Source organism: Methylobacterium sp. E-005 (assembly GCF_022829725.1).
Taxonomy (GTDB): Bacteria; Pseudomonadota; Alphaproteobacteria; order Rhizobiales; family Beijerinckiaceae; genus Methylobacterium.
In genome coordinates this window covers 1-21,698 of the sequence record NZ_JAKSYG010000151.1, presented here as the reverse complement: position 1 = coordinate 21,698, position 21,698 = coordinate 1, and the positions used below count along the sequence as shown (strand labels likewise).

The 21,698-nt window shown below is 58.0% G+C and carries 14 protein-coding genes; 7 read left to right on the top strand and 7 right to left on the bottom strand.

Annotation, left to right across the window (positions count from 1 at the left end):
• Positions 1-247: 247 nt before the first annotated feature.
• On the bottom strand, positions 248-1,177 hold the full coding sequence (locus MKK88_RS16060; protein ID WP_244001393.1) for a glycosyltransferase family 2 protein: 930 nt from the start codon (positions 1,175-1,177) through the stop codon (positions 248-250).
• An 803-nt stretch (positions 1,178-1,980) separates the two neighbouring features.
• On the opposite strand from MKK88_RS16060, the gene MKK88_RS16055 reads away from it, so the two are divergent.
• Positions 1,981-3,009, top strand: coding sequence for a GSCFA domain-containing protein (locus MKK88_RS16055; RefSeq protein ID WP_244001358.1), 1,029 nt, complete (start codon positions 1,981-1,983; stop codon positions 3,007-3,009).
• A gap of 710 nt (positions 3,010-3,719) precedes the next feature.
• Here MKK88_RS16055 and MKK88_RS16050 read toward each other — a convergent pair.
• From MKK88_RS16050 to MKK88_RS16030, 5 genes are all read right to left on the bottom strand, one after another.
• Complete coding sequence (locus MKK88_RS16050; RefSeq protein ID WP_244001356.1) at positions 3,720-4,442, bottom strand: hypothetical protein; 723 nt, start codon at positions 4,440-4,442, stop codon at positions 3,720-3,722.
• A 163-nt stretch (positions 4,443-4,605) separates the two neighbouring features.
• Positions 4,606-6,942 carry a tetratricopeptide repeat protein gene (locus MKK88_RS16045; protein WP_244001354.1) on the bottom strand — a complete coding sequence of 779 codons (2,337 nt, stop codon included), beginning with the start codon at positions 6,940-6,942 and terminating at the stop codon, positions 4,606-4,608.
• 80 nt (positions 6,943-7,022) lie between these two features.
• Positions 7,023-7,757, bottom strand: coding sequence for a glycosyltransferase family 2 protein (locus MKK88_RS16040; protein WP_244001353.1), 735 nt, complete (start codon positions 7,755-7,757; stop codon positions 7,023-7,025).
• A gap of 23 nt (positions 7,758-7,780) precedes the next feature.
• Positions 7,781-10,342 (bottom strand): hypothetical protein, encoded by a 2,562-nt coding sequence (locus tag MKK88_RS16035; RefSeq protein WP_244001351.1) that lies wholly within the window; start codon positions 10,340-10,342, stop codon positions 7,781-7,783.
• A 105-nt stretch (positions 10,343-10,447) separates the two neighbouring features.
• Complete coding sequence (locus tag MKK88_RS16030; protein ID WP_244001349.1) at positions 10,448-12,343, bottom strand: tetratricopeptide repeat protein; 1,896 nt, start codon at positions 12,341-12,343, stop codon at positions 10,448-10,450.
• 563 nt (positions 12,344-12,906) lie between these two features.
• Here MKK88_RS16030 and MKK88_RS16025 point away from each other — a divergent pair.
• From MKK88_RS16025 to MKK88_RS16000, 6 genes are all read left to right on the top strand, one after another.
• On the top strand, positions 12,907-13,656 hold the full coding sequence (locus tag MKK88_RS16025; RefSeq protein ID WP_244001347.1) for a glycosyltransferase family 2 protein: 750 nt from the start codon (positions 12,907-12,909) through the stop codon (positions 13,654-13,656).
• Entirely contained in the window at positions 13,653-14,261 is a 609-nt protein-coding gene (locus tag MKK88_RS16020; RefSeq protein ID WP_244001345.1) for a hypothetical protein, read from the top strand. Before MKK88_RS16025 ends, MKK88_RS16020 begins: the two co-directional genes overlap by 4 nt.
• The gene (locus MKK88_RS16015; RefSeq protein WP_244001343.1) at positions 14,258-14,884 is read left to right on the top strand and encodes an HAD family hydrolase; all 627 of its coding nucleotides are present in this window, start codon (positions 14,258-14,260) and stop codon (positions 14,882-14,884) included. The genes MKK88_RS16020 and MKK88_RS16015 overlap by 4 nt, the downstream gene beginning before the upstream one ends.
• On the top strand, positions 14,881-15,612 hold the full coding sequence (locus MKK88_RS16010; RefSeq protein ID WP_244001341.1) for a glycosyltransferase family 2 protein: 732 nt from the start codon (positions 14,881-14,883) through the stop codon (positions 15,610-15,612). Before MKK88_RS16015 ends, MKK88_RS16010 begins: the two co-directional genes overlap by 4 nt.
• Positions 15,609-15,929: a cupin domain-containing protein gene (locus MKK88_RS16005; RefSeq protein ID WP_244001339.1), complete on the top strand. Its 321-nt coding sequence runs from the start codon at positions 15,609-15,611 to the stop codon at positions 15,927-15,929. The genes MKK88_RS16010 and MKK88_RS16005 overlap by 4 nt, the downstream gene beginning before the upstream one ends.
• A 987-nt stretch (positions 15,930-16,916) precedes the next feature.
• On the top strand, positions 16,917-20,636 hold the full coding sequence (locus MKK88_RS16000) for a rhamnan synthesis F family protein (protein WP_244001337.1): 3,720 nt from the start codon (positions 16,917-16,919) through the stop codon (positions 20,634-20,636).
• A 422-nt stretch (positions 20,637-21,058) separates the two neighbouring features.
• Here MKK88_RS16000 and MKK88_RS15995 read toward each other — a convergent pair.
• The coding region (locus MKK88_RS15995; protein WP_244001335.1) for an AAA family ATPase at positions 21,059-21,698 on the bottom strand (640 nt) is incomplete at its 5' end.

The following is a 21,698-nucleotide window of genomic DNA, read 5'->3' as shown; positions in this document are numbered from 1 at the left end:
TCCAGCGGCTGCATGTCTAATTTCAAGGGATGCACGCGATGCGGCTTTCATATTAAATAAAAAATGATCAACCGGCGGAGCAAGGAGGCGTACAGGCAACCGTCAACCCTAATTCTGTTAAATTTGTTGGTTCGGTCGCCACACAGGTATATCTGAGCGGGTTTGAAATGATCGAGGTTCAGTTGGTCCACTCTCGAGCTTGAAGGCACTGAAGCAAATCTCAATACTCTGATGATTTAGTAAACATTCAGCGGCCGAGCGCCCTTTTGATTGCTTGACCTAGACGCTCGTTTATGGGCAGCTGAAGATCTCTCGCCGTGGTTGTTGGTCTTTGTTCGTAGTCTGACTCCATCCCGTGCGTGCGGATATCGAGCGAATTGGATTTTAACGGGGTGTAATTTTTATATAAGATTGAATAGTCTGTATCATCATCGATGAAAAAATGAGGGTACCAGTTATATTCTTTGGGCATTGAAGACTTTGTGTAATAAGAATCTACTACTTCACGCCAACGAGATGTAAGTGCCGGATCCGTGGTCTCTAAATGCCTGCAAACTTCCTGTCCCCACTTACTGATTAAGTGCGCAAACAGTGTCGGGTTCAGCTTGGAGGTATGGCCGCTCCCGTTCTCTCTCTGACGAGCAATAATATTGAGGTCTTTCCAGTTATGAACCATTGACGGGCCGTGACCCTGCAATGATGCGCGATCTCGCAAATGGATATACGCCCTGACAAAGTAATCAAACTCTTGATAGCCAATTCCGCAAAACCGCTCGTCCCACCATCCAATTTCTCGGAATGCTTCGATGTGGATGAAAGTAGCTTGATCCCCGGGGCCACAGGCGACGAACCGGCTTCCTGTTTCAGCAATGGCGCGCTCAAAGCGCTCGCGCCAGCCAGGCTGAAACACGACGTCACTTTGGACGAGGCATACCCAGTCAGAGCGTGGTGCGATACTATTGCCGAAACCATGAATTAAACACTGATTCCAGCTTCTACTAAGATAGCCAATACTGCCATCTGGCCGAAGCGCATTATGGAAAACTCTGGAAGGCCCAGGAGTTTTAAAGTTCGAATGATTATTTATTATTACAAGATTATTAGAATTAAGTTCCCCCCAAGAATTTCGTAAGCTTGCATATAATCTTTCAAGCTGCTTTGGCTGATTATACGTCACAATACAAAAAATCACGTTCCGAACTCCCGAGCTTCGCCGTCCGCTTCAAGGAAGGAATAAACCCTCGAAAGGGCGCTGCCTATGGGGCTCCTGGAGCTTCGAGCGAACGATCAATACGCCGATAAGCAAGACAGTTGCGCTTCGCGTGAGCTCGAGCCGGCGCCCCTCTAACCTCAACCCCACTTGTCATCACCTCGTAGCGTGACTCGGTCGGGTGCCTGCAAAACAGGCCTGGAATCCGCCGCCGCCGTACAGCTACGTGATCCGAGGCCTTGGAACGCGTCGGGCCGATAGGTGCTCCGAGGATCGGTGGCTTGTTCGGGATGGCGAGGCGGATTACTGCAAGGACCAGGAGCCCATCAAGGTTGCTCGGCATCATGCGGATATCCCCGTTCAACGGTCAAGGCCTCGTTAGCTGTGGCCCGCTTTTCATGCTGGCCGTCTGGGTACCTGACGGTCCGGCCGGTACCGAGACGACTATCATCAATTCTGATAGCCGGGTTGTGAATAAATTCGACCGATGAGATCGGGGGCCGCCCAGTTTTCTAGTGTATCATGACAGTTCTGAGCAGATAACGAACGACGAGCTATTGGGGTAGGTCATGCGATCAACAGCCGCACTTTTATTCTGGTCTGCTCTCGGTACGGACGCGCCACAGCCGGGCGACCAGCAACAAACACAGCTGAAGATAAGGATCTTCCGCATCAATCTTGACCTCTGGCGCTATCAGCCCGGCATAAGTTGTCGTACCTGAAAAGAAATTCGACCTGATTAGTCGTAACCGTTCGAGACTGGAAAAAACATGTTGACATTGCGCGGTGAAGAAGCTTACGCCAACCTTAAAGATGGTATTAGAAGTAAAACATTTCGGTATCCCACCAAAGAAGAGGCCCGATATACTGGGCAGCATCTAAGGCCGACAATCAAATCGTCCTTTAGATTAAATCCTGGCGAGACTGTGTTTACCATTGGGTCATGTTTTGCCCGCGCGATCGAGCCGAGGTTTGCTAGTCTTGGATTTGACGTTCCCGTTGCGAGCTTCACAGTTCCACAGAGCGAATTTCCGTGGCCGGCGCCCCATCTGCTCAATGAGTACAATGCCGGGACAATTTTCCAGCGCATAGACTCTGTTTATGGGTCGTTTTCATACTCTGATAGCGCTGGCATCGAGCGCAGTGCTGACGGTTACCTCGATCTATTTCTACACATCAATCAGCGCCCGATCAACATGGACCGGCTTTTGCGCAGGAGAAAGGAAATATTTGATTTGTATAATTCAATAAAACGGTCCAGCGCTTTGATCATTACGCTTGGCCTTACTGAGTGTTGGTTCGACGAAGAGAGTCGATGCTATCTAAATAAGGCGCCAAGCCGGAGTAGTGTTGTAAATCAACCAGGCAGGTTCTTGTTTCATCGGATGGATTATAATGATGTTGTGATGCGCCTTTGTCAATCTATTGATTTAATGAATAGCTTTGGTAAGAAGAAGATTTTGCTGACTGTTAGCCCGGTTCCAGTCGAGGCTACTTTTACCCTGCAAGATGCAATTATTGCAAATTATCAATCTAAGTCAACTTTGCGAGCTGCGGCGCAAACCATTTATGAGCGTTTTGATAATGTTGAATATTTTCCGAGCTATGAAATTGCGGCGTCTGGTGGTTGTGGGAGCTTTGCGGGTGATAACGTCCATGTGACTCAGGAAACTGTTGACCTTATTATGAGTGTACTCAGTCAGTCTTTCATTGATATTCGATCGGCAGACGCCGTAGGCAATTATTATCCAAACTACATCGATGAGGAAGCAGAGGATAGACTTGGCTCGGATCTATGATTGTCATGAAATTCGGCCCCACCGGGTCGAGGGCAGCGTTCCCGGCAGCCCTGATTGTACATCGAACTCGAGGTTCGTCGCCCGTGATTTGCCGAGCTGGTGCCGCGGTAGGCCAGGTCGAAGCGGCCCTAGAGGTGCGGATCGCGGGCGCGGTGGCTGCGCGTCACCAATGCGTGCGCCCAGTCTGGGATGCCAAGGCCGCCGCATCAATGCCGGGCTCTCTGCTATCCCGACGGCGAGGTCGGGGCAAAGCCGGTGCAACTCCGCGGTTGGCGCGACAAGGCCATTCTCGATTTGCGCGAGGGTGAAGCTGTAGCCAGCGTCCTCGCACCAGCCTGCGCCAATCTCCACGTGGGTTGAGAATTTGGCGGCGCATTATCTACCTGCCTCGCGGGCAGCCACCACGCGGCCTGAAGCCCCGAAGTTTCCGAACGTCGTGGTACTGGCTTATCTGCCTGCTATACCGACGCTGCAAACTTAAATGGGCGGTCTTACGGATGATTCTGCGTTCACGCAGCATCAGCAACTAGCAGCAACAGTGTGGGCTAACTCGCCTCTGTCACCTGACAAAGAATCGGCAAAGAACGAGGAGTATTGGCCCGCAAACCGGCGTGCGAAAACACGTGCCCGATCCTCCGGTGTGTACGCAGCGCGGCAGAAGGACGACGAGCCATTTCGAAGACGCTGGTCTGACGGAAATCGGAACGCGGTCATGAGGATGAGCGGCGGATCTCCCAATCCTCCGGCGCGAGGAATTCTATCGGCACCCATCTGAGGTGTCGTTGAAAAATGAAATTATCGAAAAAACATTCGCCGACCTGATTGTATCGAGGAAAACGACTGTATATCGACGGATCCAATCCGATCGATCCGAAATGCGACAGCGCCTCATCGGACCCGATTAGGATCGAATCCCGTCCTGCCAAACGATCCGTTTGGAAAATGCCGCAGGGCGGATGATGATGCGTCGGCGTGAGAACAGCACGTTGCAACCAAGGGTCTTGCGTAATTGTATGTAGATAATCCAAATCAAGCTGACGCTTGAGGAGTATATCTGGTCGAATGACAATGACTAAGTCTGGGCGTGGCGAGAACTTGCATGACAACCGCAAACGCAAGCTCTTCCTGAGCGATTCGTGCATTTTACGCGATGAAATATATTCAAGATCACGCTCGCCTGGGGAGAAGATCTGCGGTTCGATGGAACAGGCAACAGGTGCCAATTCTTTCTTCAGAAACTCGAGATCGGAGTTTTCGACATTCCGGATCTCGCCATTGACCTTGTACCAAGACTCGGTACGCCTATCTGAATGGTCCCAAGTGTGAAGAAAGACATCAAACTGATGACTTCCAGCGATGAGAAACTGCTTATGTGACGGAAGGCAATCCCGGAATGTTCGAAGATGCCCAAAATAATGAATTGCCACACGCATCCAGATTGTCTCCTCGCGCGAACGGGCAAACCAACCGGCCGTCAGCCCACGATCCTATCCAACCCATCGATCAAGCGGAATTCATGGCCCTCCGGAAAGGAACCATCTTCAAGTACTGATCGGTCTACATGCTTGCTTTCCTATAGGAAGCATGAGAGTCCCACTAAAATCCCCAACCGCGGAGAATTCTAGACGCCATTCGAGGAATGGACCGCCGAATAGTTGCGAACTTCGACAGTGCTCGATCTTTCTCGACGGCACTTAGCAAATCGCGATCGAGGCTGGTTGGTCGACGGACAGACACATCGGTGGTTAGAAGACGCTTCAGCGCGCTCTGGGATATGCGGCTGGGATCCAAGGGGGGGCCAAACGCGACATGTGGCAAATTATCGACATGAATACCATTGTAAAACGCAACTGCCGCAAAAGTCTCGTGGGATAACAGGTCCGCTGGATAATCAAATGCGGGCTGCTGCAAGCGATCTCGTGTAATTGAATACGCACGAGAGTAACAACTCATCGCTTCATAGGTGCCGACAGCAAACTGATCACCCATACCCAATCGGACATCGTAGTGAAGGAAGGCCCCGCCGTCCGCAAGAATCTTCCGATCACGGGTGCATTTATCGAAAACATCGTAAAGATTGAGCGTAGGGCTCCGAAAAAAAGACTTGTCGGGCCGAATGCGAATGACCAGATCGTAAGACTTTCCCGTCTTGATCAAATAATTCCACGCGCTTTCTACTTTATAATACATCTTTTCATGATTGGCCATGCCGTTATAAGGGGCGTCTTCGTCATTTTGGATGTTTATATAATCAGTATTATACGTTTCGGCCAACTGGTCGACGGTCACGATGGAGGTTGCGCGGAACCAAGCAAAGAGATGAGGGTAGGAGCGCTCCATTTCATCGCGGCCAACGGCTCGGAAGCCTTGTTCGAACCGTTCAAGAAAAAAACCCTCGAAGGCCCGAGCACAATGAGGAGGGACTGGAAGCTTGCGGCCGACGTTGGCCCATACATCAACAAATATATCGACATCATGAGACGCAAGACCTAATGGCCCCCAAGTCTGTTTCGCTTCCCGGTAGCCGCGAAGTTGGCCGGAAACACAAAGCGCGATCTGAAGGCGGCGGTTGACAGGCGACGACGAGGAGACGGACGCAAGAGCGGAGCGTCTACGGCGTCCAGCCGCCGACAACACCGCGCCGGGCCCATCTGGAGAATGTTCGTCGTGTACGCTGGCCGCGCGCTCCCACAGAGACGTCAAAACCGAGCCGTTTCCCGTGGCCGCGCCGATCGCTAAATTGAAGCGGCTGCGGTCAGAGAGAGATGGGTCGTTCGCCAGTTTCGGCAGCAAGCGATGCAGCGTTTCAACATTGTCCGGCATCAGCCAGCGATCGAAAAGACACGACAGCAATTTGAAAGATGCATGAAGGATGTAATGCTCCGCGTATGCTTCTCTGGCCGACGGATCTGTAAGAAGTTGAAATGCAAAGCGTACGCGGTCAAAATTCACTTCATTGGACGGCTCGCGCTCCGTAGAAGGACGCTGAGCCGCAAAACGTTTGAGTGCTGCAAAAGTCTTCGGGGAATGGAAGTAAAGTGGTAGCGTTTGACGAAGGATCGCCGGAACATAGTCGGGCGAGTCGTCTTCCGGTTGTAGCAGCAATTTGACCCACAGCAATTCCGCAACGTCCGCCGTCTGATCGTTCTCTAACGCTCTAGCGAAGACATCACACCCGACATTATAGAGCGCTCTCTGCTCGTGTGCCGACGGCATGAAACGGGATAAGGCGGACAACCACCGGTTTGCAGATACTTTTATCTCGCCCTGACCTAGCCCGAGTTGAATGGCAGACAAATGGTGCCATATATTTGCGCTTTCAAGGAGCAGAGCTTGATCCAGCAACGCCGAAATCTCTTGGCCTCTACCAAGGCGGACTAGGACTAACGCGCCATCCAACCAACCATCCGGCATATGCGGAAAGTCGCGGCGGAAATTAGCCCACCGGTCGATGGCCACATCCCAACGTTCAGTCCGGCTCGCGACGGTGGCATGCTGGAGACGCAGCCAGACGTAGGTCGGAAACCGACGGACGCCCATTTCAAGAAGAGCGTCTGCCCCGTCAAAGTCACCAAACTTGATTTTCGCTGCCGCATAGCGATCGACAGCAGCGGCCGATTCTGGAAACGCATCGCACGCTGCAGTGAAACGACGCCCGGCCTCCTCGGCTTGTTCAGCCCGCGCGGCAACTTCCGCATAGTTCAGCCACGCCGACACGTCGTTTGCACCGCGTCGCACCGCTTCAGCCAGCAGTTCCTCGGCAGCGGAAAGGTCGCCGACGGCGAGGGCTGCCTGACCAGCTTGGTTATATGCCTCAACGTTGTCGGGATGACGGATGAGTACGGTTCTCCAGAGGGTCAAAGCCTCTGGCCAACGCTGTTCGAACGATGCGGTTGCGGCTGTCGTTCGAAGCTCGGCGGTGTCATCAAACAACGAAAAAGCCCTTCATTCAGTAAACCATCATTCAACCGCGCCAGGACCGGCTTACACTATGGTATATGCAATCAAATATATTATAGTCGGATCCAGGGATGGCGCAACATGATTTGAGCAGAGAGTTCCTTATGATTCACGTTCGTCGTTGCTCGAAGCATCGAGCTTTTATGGACACGATATCGGCATAGGATCTCCGGGACGAACGCCGCACGCAAATCGCGCTCCGTGAAAGAACACCATAGATCATAATCTTCCCAGCCATCAATTTCAAATTGAAAATATCCTCCTGCCGCCGACCATGCCTTTTTACGGATGAGGGCCATGGCGTCGATATAATTCCCCCCGGATAATCTCTCAGGATTCCAGAGGAATGCATATCCTAAACTTTTCTCGGCATCGAAATTTTCGATGATCGAATAAGCCGCATCCGCCCCAGATGCTTGGCAAGCCGACAACAGCTTCTCGATCGCTGTCGGCATCAATTCGTTATCGGCGTCAAGTACCATGACAAAATCGCCGATGGCTTCCGCGAACGCGACATTGCGACTTGCCGATAGGCCATAGTTCTCTTGGTTTCGGAACAGCCTCACGCGCGTCAATCGCTGACCATTCTGCTCGATCCATATCAAGGCTTCGTCAAGGGACCGATCCGTCGAACAATCGTCGACGATCACGAGATCGACAGCGCGATGCGTTTGTGATACAACGGTACTCAAAGCCCCTGCGATATGGGCCTCATAGTTATAAAGTGTCACGGCTACCGACACGAGCTCGACACCAGCGGCGGCATCAAGGCCAGCCTCATGCTTCAAGTCATATTTTAGATATGGAGGCATTAGCTGAGCTCGGGGAGGGATGCCAAGAACGAGAGAAGGTGTCGACCGACGCGGACCGGTGTCAAGGAGTGCTGCATGACATCGCTGGATGCAGCAGCGAACTGTTTTGCGGTCGCTTTGCCCTCCTCGCTATCTAATAACCACCGAAGGGCGGGACTGACATGCCGTCCCGGCACTTCGAGATAGTGAACGCCCGGAGTAAAGAACGGGGATGGTAGGGACGGGGTAGTGATCACGCAAGAGCGCGCTAGGAAACCCTGCGCGACCATGCGCTCCCATTCAAAGTAGCCGATCGAGAAACGATGGATATTCAATACGATCTTTGACAAACCGCAGAGCGCTAGATTATTGGCGAATACTGACATCGTTTGTTCAGTTTGAACTTTGGCAGTAGAACTTTTTTTGCCGTAGGCAAGATAGCTTTTCTTGCTCGCTAAGTAGGCGGCAGCGCGGACCAACGTCGTATCCCGATGCGACGTTGCGAAACCTGCGAAGAAGACATCAAGGGGGCGCTCTTCGAAGTCCGGGCGTAGTCCAAATTGCCCGATTATCTTTGGATCGAGAATATTCAACTGATCGTGGCTCGGGTCGGCATCACTGATGTAGTCCGGCCAATGATTCGTGCGGACGGCGGGAAGACAATAAGTCGTTGGAAGTGATTTATTCAGTATAAGCGCAGACTGAAAATTGACATCGATCACAGCCCGTGCCGCCATGAGATCCGAGAAACATTCTTTGAACCAGTCCGACGGTAATTGCTCTGTATTGAAGGCAATGTAGATCTTCGCGAAAGTTTGGGACTGGAAATAGGGCGGCAGACGGAAACCGAAAAATTCATGCGGCGCAACCACGATCGGTATGGTAACGGCTTCTGGGTGCGGATCAAGTTCCGACAGGATTGCGACCTGAGCTCCGGCCGCGTAGAGAGCCGCTTGAAGATGCTCCGCGATCGGTCGCATATAAAAATTGGACTGCGTATGGATGAAGATGCCGATCCGCGCTGACTTCAAAAATTCTTCCGGTATAATGTCCTCGCGCTGCGCGTCTTCGAAAGACTGAAGAAATTTTGCAGTGTCATTCTCATAGTCGCGGGTCGTCCACCCCAGGAGTTTTGCAATAGTCGAGCCTGAGCAAGTCGGAAGCCGTGCCACGCTCCCCCACTTGAGATAGTGGTCCAGAGCCTCCCTGTAGAAGCCCGCGTTGTCTGGACGGTTTTGCGTGTAGAAGATCGGATCGAAAAGGGGCGAATGTTTCAATCGAGCGCGCAGGCGCTCGGTACGGATTGGCGTCCGGGGGGACGAGGTCAGAGCATTGCTTTGTCCGACGCCGATGGCGGGCTCTGATGAGAAGATTTGAGATTCGATCGAACTGAGGTGACGGTAGCCATCCGCAGACAAATTGGCCTTCGCAGCAGCCAATGCGTCGATCGCCGCCACGAGTAGATGACTCTGCAACAGACTCGTTATCAGTCCGTCATGTGCCTCCAAATTTGTCTTATCGGTTTCAAGAATTTTTCGCCAATAGCCCGCGGCGCCTTCCCAATCCGACAATTGCATACGTTGTCGAGCTATTTCGACCATAGACCCAGAAGACAGCTTTTCATTCTCGGAGGCATGAAAATGTTGTACCTTAGGAGGATTTTTATTCGTCCCCGTATTGGATGATTGCGAGAACTGGTGGTACAAGATATTAGTTTTAGAAAAATAGATGTCCCGATTCGATGATAGATAACTTAACGGATTAAAACTGCGATTCGGTAGCCGGTCTTGATCAGCGCCGCTTATGATGTAGTGAACGAGCGGATCCAGTCCCGATGATGCAACGTCGGGATAAGTCAAGAGGTAGAAGTCGCTATCAAAAACCCCAGCCGCCCGGATATGTTTATACCAGTCGACTTGCTCATCGGTCAGCATGAAGAAGCCTTCGCCCTGGGCGCGGGGCGTTCTCCGTTCTGACTGCCCGATTGTTATGTAGTGGTAGAGGGGGTTCAGGCCGGTTTCGCGGACGTCCGGGAACGTGGCGACGTAATATCGTGTATGGAAATCCTTGTTCGGATCGCGATTTTCGTGACATCCGTTCTTGATGTAGTGCGTAAGTGGATCGTGCCCAGCCGCTGCAACGTCAGGGTTGCAATCCAAATAGTAATGTGCATCAAAGAGATTGGACTTTTCAATCGCTTTATACCATTGGCGCTCTGTCTCATCCAGAATGAGGCCATCGCCGACGGATAGGATGCCTGGCGTCATATCGGGCGGCGGGACCGCCACTCGCCCCTCGAGAGCACCAATTCTGAGAAAATGAACCAGCGGGTTGAGCCCGGACAACGCGACATCGGAGTACGTCGCTACATAGTATCGCGTGCTGAATTTGGTGCTCGGATCACGCCCCTCCCTGGACCCGTTAGTCAGATAGTGCATTAGTGGGTCAATAGCGGCGTCCCTGACATCAGGATTGTTGTCCAAGTAAAATTTTACATCGAACAGGTCGGAATTCTTGAGAATAAGGTACGCTTCATGAACCTCCTGAGGGCGTGGAGGTGTGCTTTGATCGTTGCCAATCATACTGGGCTGCCGAGGCTCTTGAATCCGAACGGTCATCGAAGCTATTAGTCGTTTGAGTGATCGAGACGATCAACTCGAGTCGGGCATGATATCGTCAGGGGGCGATCAGCTGCCATTTGATGCCGCCTGTTTCTCGCGCTCCGCTTCTGCGCGCGCGCTGTCCAGAAGATGACGATCGATATGGCTCATATTTTCTGGATCGATGTCATTTTCTAGAGCTTGGACGATGGCCTGCGCGGGGATCGGGGTCACGTCGACAAGTTCACCGAAAATGATGCCGTGATGGCCGCTAACATAAAGTCCGCCGGAAAGAGTCGCGGCGGCCAAGTTCACATGGGGTGAGAACTGAGCGGGGAAATCGCCACCGGGCGTCATGGCCGACGCGATAGTTTGGTCGTACGCGGAAGCGTACACCCGCATGGCTGGACCATCGCCAATGGCAAATTGATCCCCGATTACGTGGCCAAGTTTGCAATGGATGAAGGCAGACGTATCCGAAAAAATCCTACCCAGGAAACGGCTTTCGTAGAGTATGCGGTGATAGTCAATCTGCGCAGAGAGGATCGTTTTATCCGGTCGAATCCGGATAAATAGGTCAAAGGCTTCGCCGGATAAATCGGCCATCATCTGGCATGATTTAATCTTATAGTACATTTTATGTGGATTGCTCATGGACGCAAAATCTGAACTGTCGTCTTCCTCAATTTGGACGAACGGCGTCTTATAGAATTCCGTGAGTCTTTTGTGATCGACCTCGCCGCCTTGTTCGAACAGCGCGAACATGGTGGGATAGCGTGCAACGATCGTTGCGTGGCCAAGCTGGAGGAAGGCAGATTGATAGGCGTGCAGCAACTCACCGGACATCGTCCTCATAGCGTGTTGCGGCACCGGGAATTTGCGGCCTAACTTCTTCCAAGTGTGCACAAAGCGGGTCGTGTGATGTTGGTCGAGATTGAGATGCTGCCAGGTCGTGTAGGCATCGCCGAACCCGCGAAGCTGCCCAGAGATGCATACGGCAATCTTTAAGGGGCGATCAGGCAGTCCGCGATTGACCGCGGACGCGAGGCGGGCCGAGCGCCGCGCAAAGCCCTGATCCAGAATGCTGGGCTGACGCGACGGCCGGTCGGGCGTTGGGTTGCAGGCGTTGTCCTGAACGGCGTTGTAGATATGCTCGTCGAGGCAGCTCGCTACCTGCGCGATCAGGATTTGGCGCGATGCCTCCAGCCCCTTGACATGGCCGAGTGCAACCAGTTCGGCAATTACTTCGCGCGACGCTGCCAGCAACTTCGTTGCGTGGCGGTGAAACAGCTCATAGCATCGCGCTCTACTGCTATAAAGGAGCTGGTGCGCTGCAAATTGCTTGAGGTCTAGATAAGGGTTGCCGATGTCCGTGCCGGCTGTTACAAAATTGATTGTGTCTTTGCTACCAATACGGAGATATATATTGTTAAATTCGCTTGCAATAATTTGATGAATCCGCCGATACAATTTATCGTTTGTTTCTTGAATGACGTTGAGTTCAGCCAAGGCGACCGGCACGAAATTTGGGTCGCCCTCCCCGATCTCGGATAGTATCAATGTCAAAAGTTCTAGAATAACCGGTTGACTGAAGGCATTCTTTTCCATGCCCTCGGCCAGGATCTTGAACGCGGCGCGATAGGGGGCGGGATCGCGGGTCGCGCCAATGCGGATCAGTCGTTCGGCGGCAGTTGCTAGGTCATTTCGGGCGCGAGCGACGTCGGAAAAGAAGATATGGGCATACAGATCTTGCGGGAATTCGCGCGTTGCGTGTTTCAGCAGGTCTTCGGCTTCCTCGATACGTCCCTCTTGGAGGGCGACATACCCTCCGAGCACATAGGCAACTGCGATCGTTGGATAGTGGCGTCTCATCGACGCCCAAATCTCGTTCGCTTGATCCCATCGACTCTGAGCCGTTGCTTCGCGCCCCACTGCGATCTCGCGCTCCAACGCCTCATAGTCGATGTATGTGCTTGCGAGCATGCTGCCGGCCCGGGGTTCGATTGTGAGAAAGATCCGCGGTACACAGTCGTTGAACTTGCGCTCGTACGTAAGCTGGCCGGGACGCTAAATTTTCTTCGGCGGCCCTGATACCCTGGGTTTCGACACCTGTCACGCCGGGGCTGCTGGCGGCGCCGCTTTGATCACGTGGTACGGGCGTGCGTCCGTATGCTCCCCGGTGTGGTTCAAGGCGTCCGCATGAATCGGTGCGGCCGCAGTCGGTTCTTCACGACTGATGCACACGGGTGCCGGACGAACAGAGGGATCTAAGCGGGGTCAAGAGGCGGCAGCCTCGTGAATTGCTTCATCGGCTCGCATCGGAAGCTGCTGGCAGTTCGGATTAGGGATGCCGGTCCCCGTCATACCCAGGACAGGGTCTGTATCGGCGATGGCCCTTGCCCGTTTCGGCTCATTGCGACGGCCGCGCCCAGCGACTGGGAGGCTAACCGGAGGTTGGGATGTAGGTGCTGTACACTTGAGCTCGGCACATGGATCGCCTATGGCGTCTCGATCCGTATACCGTCACAGACGCAGCTGATCGCCTCATGCTTGATATCGTCATCCCGATGGCTGGACGAGGGAGCCGATTCGCGTCCATCGGATACGTACAGCCCAAGCCGCTGATCCCGATCCATGGCACACCTATGATCAAGGTGGTCATCGACAATCTTCGGCCGACGCGCGCGCACCGCTTCATTTTCATCTGCCAGCGTGAACACGTCGCCGCATACGGCTTGCGGGAGCAGCTGACCACCTGGGCACCGAACGCTGAACTGGTCGAGATCGACGGAATCACCGAAGGCGCGGCCTGCACCGTACTGATGGCCGAGCAGTATATCTCTGACAACCCGCTTATGATTGCGAACAGCGATCAGTTCATTGACTGCTCGATTGACGAATATTTAAGCAAGACTGATGACGCGCATGTGGATGGGCTGATCATGACCATGACAGCTCATGATCCTAAATGGTCGTTCGTCGGCCTGGACGAGGCCGGCTGGGTCACGCGCGTCGTCGAGAAGCAGCCGATCTCCGATGAGGCTACCGTCGGAATCTACAATTTCCGGCGCGGCAACGACTTCGTTCGCGCGGCCAAGCGCATGATCGAGGCCGAGAAGCGCGTGAACGGGGAATTCTACGTCGCCCCCGTCTACGAGGAGCTGATCGAGGCCGGCGCCCGGATCGGCTTCATGAATATCGGCCGGGAAGCCGACGGCATGTACGGCCTGGGCACGCCGAGCGATCTCGATCTGTTCCTGAGTCTGCCGATCTCGCGGGGAGGCGCGGCCGCATGAGAATTATCAGCCATCGCGGCTGGTGGCATCAGCCCGTCGAGAAAAACTCCGCCCTGGCGTTTCAGCGCTCGGTCGCAGCCAGCTTCGGAACGGAGACCGACGTCCGCGATCAGGTTGGCCGCCTCGTCGTCTCGCACGATCCTCCCCACGGTGACGCTCTGCCCTGGGAGGATCTGCTCGACCTCTTTTCCGGAACGGGGCTGCCGCTCGCCGTGAACGTGAAGTCCGACGGACTCGCGCCACTCCTGGCGCGCGCGTTCGAAGGTCGCGACATCCCCTGGTTCGCGTTCGACATGTCCGTTCCGGAAATGATTCGTTACGCGCGCGCCGGTCTGCCGTTCTACACCCGGCACAGCGACGTGGAAGCCGAACCGATCCTGTATGACGCAGCGACGGGGGTGTGGCTCGACGGCTTCCATGGCGACTGGTTCGAGAAGTCCGTGATCGAGAGTCACCTTGCTGCCGGCAAAGCCGTCTGCGTGGTCTCGCCTGAATTGCACGGGCGCGATCCGCAGAAGGTCTGGGGCTGGTTGCTGGCTATGCCAGGCGACATCACCCTGTGTACCGATTTCCCCGATCGCGCCAGCCAGATGCTCCGCTTATGATCAAGGCTATCGTATTCGATATGGATGGCGTCCTGATCGACGCCAAGGATTGGCATTATGAAGCCTTGAACCGGGCGCTCCGCCTGTTCGGGATGGAGATCAGCCGAGCCGACCACCTGACCACGTTTGATGGTCTGCCGACCCGTCGGAAACTCGAATTGCTCACGGCCACCGAAAACCTGCCGCGCGGCCTCCATGGCTTCCTCAACAAGCTGAAGCAATCCTACACTCTGGAGATCGTCAGCACGCATTGCCGGCCGACCTTCGCACACGAATTTGCGCTCGCCCGGCTCAAGGCACGCGGCATCAAGCTTGCTGTAGCCTCCAACTCAGTTCGCGACTCCGTCTTGACGATGATGGACCGGTCCAACCTCACCTCACACCTGGATCTGATGCTGTCCAACGAGGACGTATCTCGGGCGAAGCCGGATCCGGAGATCTATCGAACTGCCATGCAGCGCCTCGGCGTAACGCCCGAGGAGACCTTGATCCTCGAAGACAACGAGCACGGCATCAAAGCGGCCCGGCATTCGGGCGCACATCTGCTCATCATCCAAACGCCGGCGGACGTCACGCTGTCGAACGTGGATCGGCGGATCGCGGAGATCGAAGCGGCGTCATGAACATCCTGATCCTAGCGGCCGGCGAGAGCGCGCGCACGGAGGACGATCCCTATCCGATTTGGTTGTCCGAGGTGGACGGCCAGCTGATGCTGGAGCGGCAGATCAACGCCTTCGCGCCTCTAGACCCGAATCGCTATATCGTCTGCACGCGCGCCGTCGATAACGCTCGGCACCACATTCGGGATATTGTCCGCCTGATCTCGCCGAAGGCTGACATCATCGAGATCAAGAGACCGACGGCAGGGGCTGCCTGCACGGCGCTGCTGGCGATCGATCACATCAAGGTCGATGAAGAGCTGATTATCCTGAACGCAACGGATCAGATCAACGTCGATTTTGTCGAGGTCGTGGAGCAGTTTCGATCGAGCGCCGCCGATGGTGGCGTGCTCACCTTCGAATCCTTGCACCCGCGATACTCGTTCGTGCGCGTCGACGAGGAGGGACGGGTCGTCGAGGTTGCAGAGAAGCGGCCGATCAGCCGGCAGGCCAATGCTGGCTTCTACTGGTTGCGCCGGGCGGGCGATTTCTTCGACGCTCTGCAGACCATGATGCTGAAAGACGCGCACGTGAACGGCCTGTTCTATGTGGCGCCGGCGCTGAACGAGCTTATCCTCCGGCAGAAGGCCATTCGGACGTTTGGTCTCTCGAGAGATGCCTACATGCCGATCAAATCACCGCGGCAACTGAGCAACTACGAGCATCTGACCGAGGGCGGACCCGTTTTATGAAACATCATCGTCTTGAGGATATGACGGGCGGCTGGTTCGTCGGAGATTTTTCGCCTTGCGCTTCACGCAGCCCGGAGGTCGAGGTCGGGGTGAAGCGTTACCCGGCCGGCGCGACGGAGAAGAAGCACTTCCACAAGGTCGCAACTGAGCTGACGCTCATCGTGTCGGGCACCGTGCGCATGTTCGATCGGGTCTGGGAGGCCGGCGATATTATCACGGTCGAGCCGGGCGAGGCGACAGCTTTTGAAGCCCTGTCGGACGCCATCACCGTGGTGGTGAAGACGCCCTCCGTTCCTTCCGACAAGTACCTCGCTTAACCTTTGAGCGCGCGTTGCGAGCAGGCGCAGCGCTCAGTCGTCCATCCTCTGCCCTCGCCGTCGAACCGGTTCCCTGTCGGCGGCGAGTGTCGGATCGTCCAGATATAAGCTGTCGTAGACGTGCGCTAGGCGGGCGCCACGACGGCGTGGTAACTGTCCCCCTGGCCTAGGCTGAGGGTGATGAGCGTGCTTCGACGGCTGTGACGTTCGCAAGCCGGGACGGCATGCAATCGAGACCGGCCCTTGCCCCTGGGCTCAACACTGGCAGGGCGCTGAGACGGCAGCAAGACGAGTCCGCATCCGGTCAGCAGATCGGGCGTCAGCGACTCTCATCGCGTTGAATACCGCTTCCTCTGGCAGGCGCGGGTCAGGCGTAATGCCCGTCGACGTCGCCCGGCGATTAGGAGGTGACTGTCCTTCGGCTTGGTCGGTTCCGAGCGTCGTCAGGGTGGGAGCGCTGCATGCGGGTTGCCTGGATAAAGGGCTGGGCGCCCCGTTCCGGATGCGCCAGAATCCATGTGTGAGCGTCCTTGAGACAGGGCATCAATCGCAATTCGGACGTTTGCGAGCGTAACTGCCCTTGCTGTAGGAGCCGCGCCAACGCTCCGTCGAGAGACGGGATAGCCTTCGCGTGCCGTAGAAAATCTCGACATGGCTCAACACAACGCGTTCCGCCGGATGCTGCATAAGATTCTTGGCAATGGTCATCGGCGTGCGGCCGAGGAAAAACTCGCGCAGTCCAACCTCTTCGATGCCGCGTGGTACCGATCGACCCAAGCCCCTGACGTGGCACTAGATCAAGCCGCGCGGCACTATCTGCGAGAGGGGGCCGCGCGTGGGCTTACCCCTAGTCCGTTGTTCGACGGATCTTGGTATCTCGCCAACAACCGCGACGTTGCCGCGTCCGGTCTGAATCCGCTCCTGCACTATCTTGTTAGCGGCTGCGCAGAAGGGCGGCGAGCCTGTCCCTACGTGGATCCGGAGGCCGTGGCCCGCCTCACGCACGCCGATCTATTCGACGCGGACTGGTACCGGGCGACGCAGGCCACTAACGTCACGCCGGATCAGGCGGCCCGCCACTATCTGAGCGAGGGCGCTGCTCGGGGTTTGAGCCCCGGGCCGCTCTTCGACGGGCCCTGGTACCTCGACAACAACCCCGACGTGGCCGCAGCGGATCTGAATCCGCTGCTGCACTACCTAGACAGCGGGCGTGCCGAGGGGCGGCCAGCTTGCCCTTACGTCGACCCGAAAGCCGTGGCGCGGATCACTGTCTCCGAGTTGTTCGATGCGAAATGGTACCATGCCACCCAAGCGCCCGACGTGGCACCGGGCCAAGCTGCACGGCATTACCTACAGGAGGGTGCTGCGCGTGGGCTGAGCCCTAGCCGGCTGTTCGACGGTCCGTGGTACCTCCAGAACAACCCCGACATCGCCGCGGCGGGGTTGAACCCTCTGTTGCATTATCTGGATAGCGGACGTTCCGAAGGGCGGGTGACACGCCCTATCGCTGATCCAGCGTCGGTGGCGCGGATCGCAGCATCGGATCTGTTCGATGCGGACTGGTATCGGGCAACCCAGGCACCCGGCGTGGCACCGGACCAAGCCGCGCGCCACTACCTGCAGGAAGGCGCGGCGAACGGTCTGAGCCCCGGCCCACTGTTTGACGGACCGTGGTACCTCGCCAACAACGCCGACGTCGCCGCTGCGGGCCGGAATCCCCTGCTGCACTATCTAAATGACGGGCGCTCGGAGGGTCGGCCGATCTGTCCGTTCGTCGACCCGGCGGCGCTGGCGCCGATCGAAGGCTCCGCGCTGTTTGACGCGGATTGGTACCGGACGACCTACGTCCCCGACCTGCCGCCGAACCAAGCGGCGCGGCACTATCTTCGCGAGGGCGCCGCGCGCGGGATGAATCCCGGGCCCCTGTTCGATGGCGGCTGGTATCTCGCCAACAATGCCGACGTGGCCGAAGCCGGCGCGAACCCGCTGCTGCATTACCTGAGGAGCGGGCGCGCGGAGGGGCGGCCCATCCGCCTCGCCTGCACCCGCGATGCCCAGGCACGGGAGATCGAGACGCACCCCATCGTCCTGCGCGACAGCACGTCCGCGCGCGTCGTCGTCGCCATCCACGCCTACTACGTTGACGTGTTCGAGGACCTCCTGCCTCAGCTCGTGCGGGCGATCCCGTCCTTCGACCTGCTGGTCTCGACCGACGAGCCCGCGAAGCAGCAGGCGCTGGAGGCGGCGGCCGATCGCGCCGGGCTCGCCAGACGCTGCCGGGTCGTGCTGGCCGAGAACCGCGGCCGCAACTTCGGGCCGCTTGTCACCGTGTTCGCGTCCGACATCCTGCGCTACGATCTCGTACTCCACGTACACACCAAGAAATCGCTGTTCAGCGGCGCGGAGCAGACGCGCTGGCGCGACGAAATCTACCGGGCGCTGTTCGCTAACGCGGCCTGTGCCGCTATCGCCCTGTCGCTGTTGGAAGCGGACGACCAGATCGGCCTCTTCTACCCCGAAACCAGCAAGCACATCGTCTATTGGGCGCACACGTGGCTCGCCAACATCGGCACCGGCTACGGCCTGCTCGCCCGCCTCGGCCTGCCCTATGACGGGTTCGACGAGTACATCGACTATCCGGTCGGCGGCATGTTCTGGGCGCGGGTCGATGCCCTGCGCCCGCTGCTGACCGCCGGATTGGCCCCCCACGATTTTCCCGAGGAGCACGGCCAGACCGACGGCACCCTCGCCCATGCGATCGAGCGGGTGATTCCGATCGTGTGCCGGTCGCAGGGCTACAGCGCAGTCAGCTTCGACTACGACCGGGGGCTCGCTCGCTTCGACAGCAGCAGCCGCAACTGGCCCCAGTACAGCGCCCGCACGCAGGATCAGGCGCTGCTTGCGCTGCAGGATGCCGACCTCGTCTCGTTCGATCTGTTCGACACCCTCGTCAGCCGCCCGGCCCGGCGGCCAGATGCGGTGCTCAAGCTCGTCGAGCACCGCATCGCCACGGAGGAAGGCCGCCCTATCCCGCTCTTCACGGAGCGCCGGGCCGCCGAGAACCGGGTCCGCGCCCGCAAGCACCATCAGGGCGACGTCAACCTGTCGGAGATCTACGCGGAACTCGCCGCCTCCGGGACGATCCCCGGCGATGTCGTCGCGCGGGCGCACGCGCTGGAGAAGCGGATCGATCTCGGTGCCCTGCTTCCGCGCCCGGAGGTGATCGCGATCCTCAAGGCGGCGCACGACCACGGCAAGCGCATCGTCCTGATGACCGATACCTACTACGAGGAGGCCGACATCCGCCGCATCCTTGAGGCGATCGGTGTCGCCGACCTGTTTGCGGCGCTCTACGTGTCGAACGCGGTCGGCGCCCGCAAGGACCGGGGCGACCTGTGGCGCCACGTCGAGGAGACCGAAGCGGTGCCGCGCGCCCGTTGGCTGCATGTCGGCGACAACGAGCACTCGGACATCCAGGCGGCCTGCGACCGGCGGATCCCCTACCTGCACGTCGCGCACCCGGCCAAGATCCTGGCGCAGGGCGGGTTCATGCGGGACGAGGGCAATCTCGCGCGGACCTGGGCGTCCGATCTCGTCGTCGGCCACGCCATGCTGGCGCTCGGCCGGAACCCGTTCCTCGACCGGGCCGGTCCGCCCTATCTGTCGCTCGGCTCGGCCCGCGCGGTCGGCTCCGTCGTGTTCGGGCCGCTCATGCTGCTGTTCATGTCCTGGCTGATCCGGCACGAGGCCCTGGGCCGGGTCGAGCGGCTGTACTTCCTCGCGCGCGAGGGCGACTTCCTGGTCAAGGTCTACCGCTTGATCCGGGAGCGCTACGGCCTGCGCCACCTGCCCGAGGGCCGGTACTTCCACGTTTCCCGGCAGGTGGCGATCGGTGCAGCCCTCGGCACGGCATTCCGTCCGGATCTGGTGATCGGGGCCGGCCGCTACGTGGGCAGTATCCAGTCCCTGCTCTGGAACCGGGCGAGCTTTACGGCCCCGGCTCATCTCGGACTGGACAGCCGCGACGTGCGGCTCCCTGCCGATGCCCCTGTCGTCGAGCGCGTCATGAGCGACCTCGAGCCGGAGATCATGGCCCACGGGGCGGATCTGAACACACGGTTCCGCGCCTATGCCCGGCAGGAGGGTCTCGATGCCGAGGGCCTCCACGCGGTTGTCGACGTCGGCTACTCGGCCACGATCCAGAAGATGATGCAGGTGGCGCTCGGCCAGCCGCTGGTCGGCCTCTACATGACGACCTTCGACGCGGCGCAGGGTGTCGAGCAGGCCGGCGGCGCGGCCTTCAGCTGCTTCCGCGCGGGCGCCGAGAATCCCGAGACGTCGTCGCTCCCCGTTCTCGCCTACGGCCTCGCCGTCGAGGCGTTCCTGACCGCGCCCCACGGACAGGTCGTGGGCTACGAGCGCGCGGGCGAACGGATCGCGCCCCTGTTCAAAGCCGACCCGCGGACTCCGGCTGAGCACGCCGTCCTCGCTGAGCTGCATGCGGGCGCTGAGCGGTACGTCATCGACACGCTCGATCTCTACGGGCCGGACCTGCTCCAGGCCGAGATCCCGACGCGGGGCCCTCAGGAGTTCCTACGGCTGCTGATGCAAGGGCTGATCGCCACCCCATCCGAACCCATGCGGACGCTCGGCGTCGAGGATGATTTCTGCGGCCTCCCGATTCACCACGTGTACAAGGCGGTGTAGGGGCAATCTGCCTTCCGAAGCGAAATCCGCCTCAGGGGCATCGGATCTCCACGACAGGTCAAGGTCGTCTGCGCTTGCGATGGACTTTCCGTCGGTCTGAACCGTCGTGAGCGAGCCATAAAGCCTGACGGTTGGCGCTTGATCCGACGGTCGCGGGTGGAGCTGTGATCTCCCCACCCTCCCGACAGCCGCATGCCGCCGTCGCGGAGGGAGGAGGGGCAGTGGCGGCTCCCGGAAACCGGTCAGGCGCTCCCTTGTCTTGCCGATGCAAGAAGCGCCCTTCGGTCCACCTTCAGGTCGTTCGGTTCGCCAACGCGGGCTTCATCAAGGGCTCAACGCGCTGCCTCCCGAGACGTTTGAACCGAGGCTGCCGACAGGTTTGGAGCCCGGCTCGTCGTGCATCCGCTGCCCTGATCGTCACCCTAATGGAAGAACGTGAAGGTCTGCGCGCCCTGGCTCAGCATGGTGAAGTGCGCGTCGGCGACGGACGCCCCGTTGTAGGTGGCGCTGTCGACGTAGAGGTTGCGATCCAGGCTGGCGGTGCCGCCCGAGGCGTCGTTGAGGAAGTTGACTGCGACGGTGTGGCTGCCCGAGGCCCAGTCGCCGTTCACCGTGATCGCGTCCGACTGCCCGGCCGCGCGGGAGGCGTGGGCGGTCCGGACGCCGCCGACCTGCTTGCCGTCCACCGAGCTGGCCACGGCGGCCTGGCGGGCATGCGCGCGATGTGCACCCCCATCGGCCAGCAGGCAGCCCTGGTCGGAGCCCACAGAGCAGAGGGCGGCGCCGCGTCGGTGGCTTACCGTGTGGCGCACCATGTACTCAGACATGTCGACGCGGAGCATCTCGCCACCGAGGGAGGCGGAGAGCTGCTTGGCGGCGTTGGTCTTGCCCGCGCCGGTCGGACCCGCGACCAGGTACGAGCCGATCGGCTTGTCCGGGTCGGGCAGGCCCGCACGCGCCAGCTTGATCGCCGAGGTCAGGGCCTCGATCGCGTTCGGCTGGCCGTAAACCACCCGCTTCAGGTTCTCGGTCAGGTGCTGGAGCACCACCGCGTCGTCCTTG